Source organism: Saccharopolyspora sp. NPDC000995, assembly GCF_053599315.1.
On the sequence record NZ_JBSFLZ010000336.1, the window covers coordinates 1 to 1,379 of the forward strand.

Sequence of the window (1,379 nt, forward strand, 5' to 3'; positions counted from 1 at the left end):
TGATCTTCGATGGGTTGGTTGATCCAGGCGGCTTTGGGTAGTGCGGGTGGCCGGGGTCGGCGGGTGAAGCGTTCGGGGTGTGTGGCGTGGGCGCGGTCGAGGGTGGTCTGCCGCCCCGTGCGGATGTGTTCGGCTGTTCCGAAGTGCACGGACGCGGGGGTGTGCAGGCCGATTCCGGAGTGTCGGTGTTCGTGGTTGTAGGCCAGGAAGAAGCCGTCGCAGAAGGCCCGGGCGTCTTCTAATGACCCGAACCTGTCGGGAAAATCCGGCACGTACTTCATCGTTTTGAACTGGGCCTCGGAGTACGGGTTGTCGTTCGAGGTACGCGGACGGGAATGTGACCGCAGGACACCGAGGTCGGTCAGGAGTTCGGAGACGGGTTTGGACACCATCGCCCCGCCCCGGTCGGCGTGGATCGTGTGCGGCTCGATGCCATTACCGGCGATGGCCTCGCCGAGGAAGTCTTTGGCCACGACGGCATCCTCGGCCGCGGCCACCAGCCAGCCCGTCACGTAGCGGGAGAAGATGTCCATGACGACATAGCACTTGTACCAGACGCCTTTCGCGGGTCCTTTCAGCGCGGTGATGTCCCACGACCACACCTGGGAGGGTCCATGCGCGACCAACTCCGGGCGGATCCGTGGCGGGTGGGTGGCCTGGCGGCGTCGTTCACGGACCTGCCCCGCCCCACGGGCAATGCGGTACATCGTGGAGATCGAACAGTGATAGCGGCCTTCGTCCAGCTCTCTGGCCCAGACTTGCGGGATCGCCAGGTCCGCGTAACGGGGATCGGCCAGCAGCTCCAGCACGGCGTGGCGTTCGGCCTCGCTCAAGGCCGCCGGCGGCGGGCTGCGAGGCAGCCACGGGCCATGCAGCGGGCCCTGCGGCTTGGCCCGCCGGTAATGGGTAGCGCGAGAGATCCCGGTCAGCTCACACGCTCTGCGCACCGAGACCTCCGCGGCACGGAGTTCGGTGAACGTGGTGGTCATGATGTCCTCGGCGGCTCGTCGTTCTCCGCGCTCTCGGACAGACCTTCCAAGAGCGCGTGCGCTTTTCCCATGATGTCCAGCGCTATCCGGGTCTTGCCCAGATCAGACTTCAGCTTCTTGTTCTCCCGGCGCAGTTTCTCCAACTCGAGCTGCTCCGCGGTCTTCTTCGCCCGCTTCGGCGCCGCCGGGCCGGCCTCGCCGGAGGGGGCGGTCAGGACACCGGCGTCGCGGGCGCGTGTCCACTCGATGACGTGGGATGAATACAAGCCCTCCCTGCGGAGGATCGCGCCTTTCTCACCGTTCGGGGCGCTCTCATACTCGGCGACGATCGCCAGCTTGTACTCCGGGCTGAACACCCGCCGCGATGGCCGTGCGGCAGGATCAGGCTGC

General features: G+C 66.6%; 2 protein-coding genes. Both read right to left on the reverse strand.

What is annotated here, in order from left to right; all coding sequences use genetic code 11:
* Positions 1-989: IS3 family transposase (locus ACWDKQ_RS36175; protein ID WP_450143242.1), on the reverse strand; the 989-nt coding region annotated here is incomplete at its 3' end.
* A partial coding sequence (locus tag ACWDKQ_RS36180; protein ID WP_450143243.1) for a transposase occupies positions 986-1,379 on the reverse strand: 394 nt, incomplete at its 5' end. The genes ACWDKQ_RS36180 and ACWDKQ_RS36175, both read right to left, overlap by 4 nt.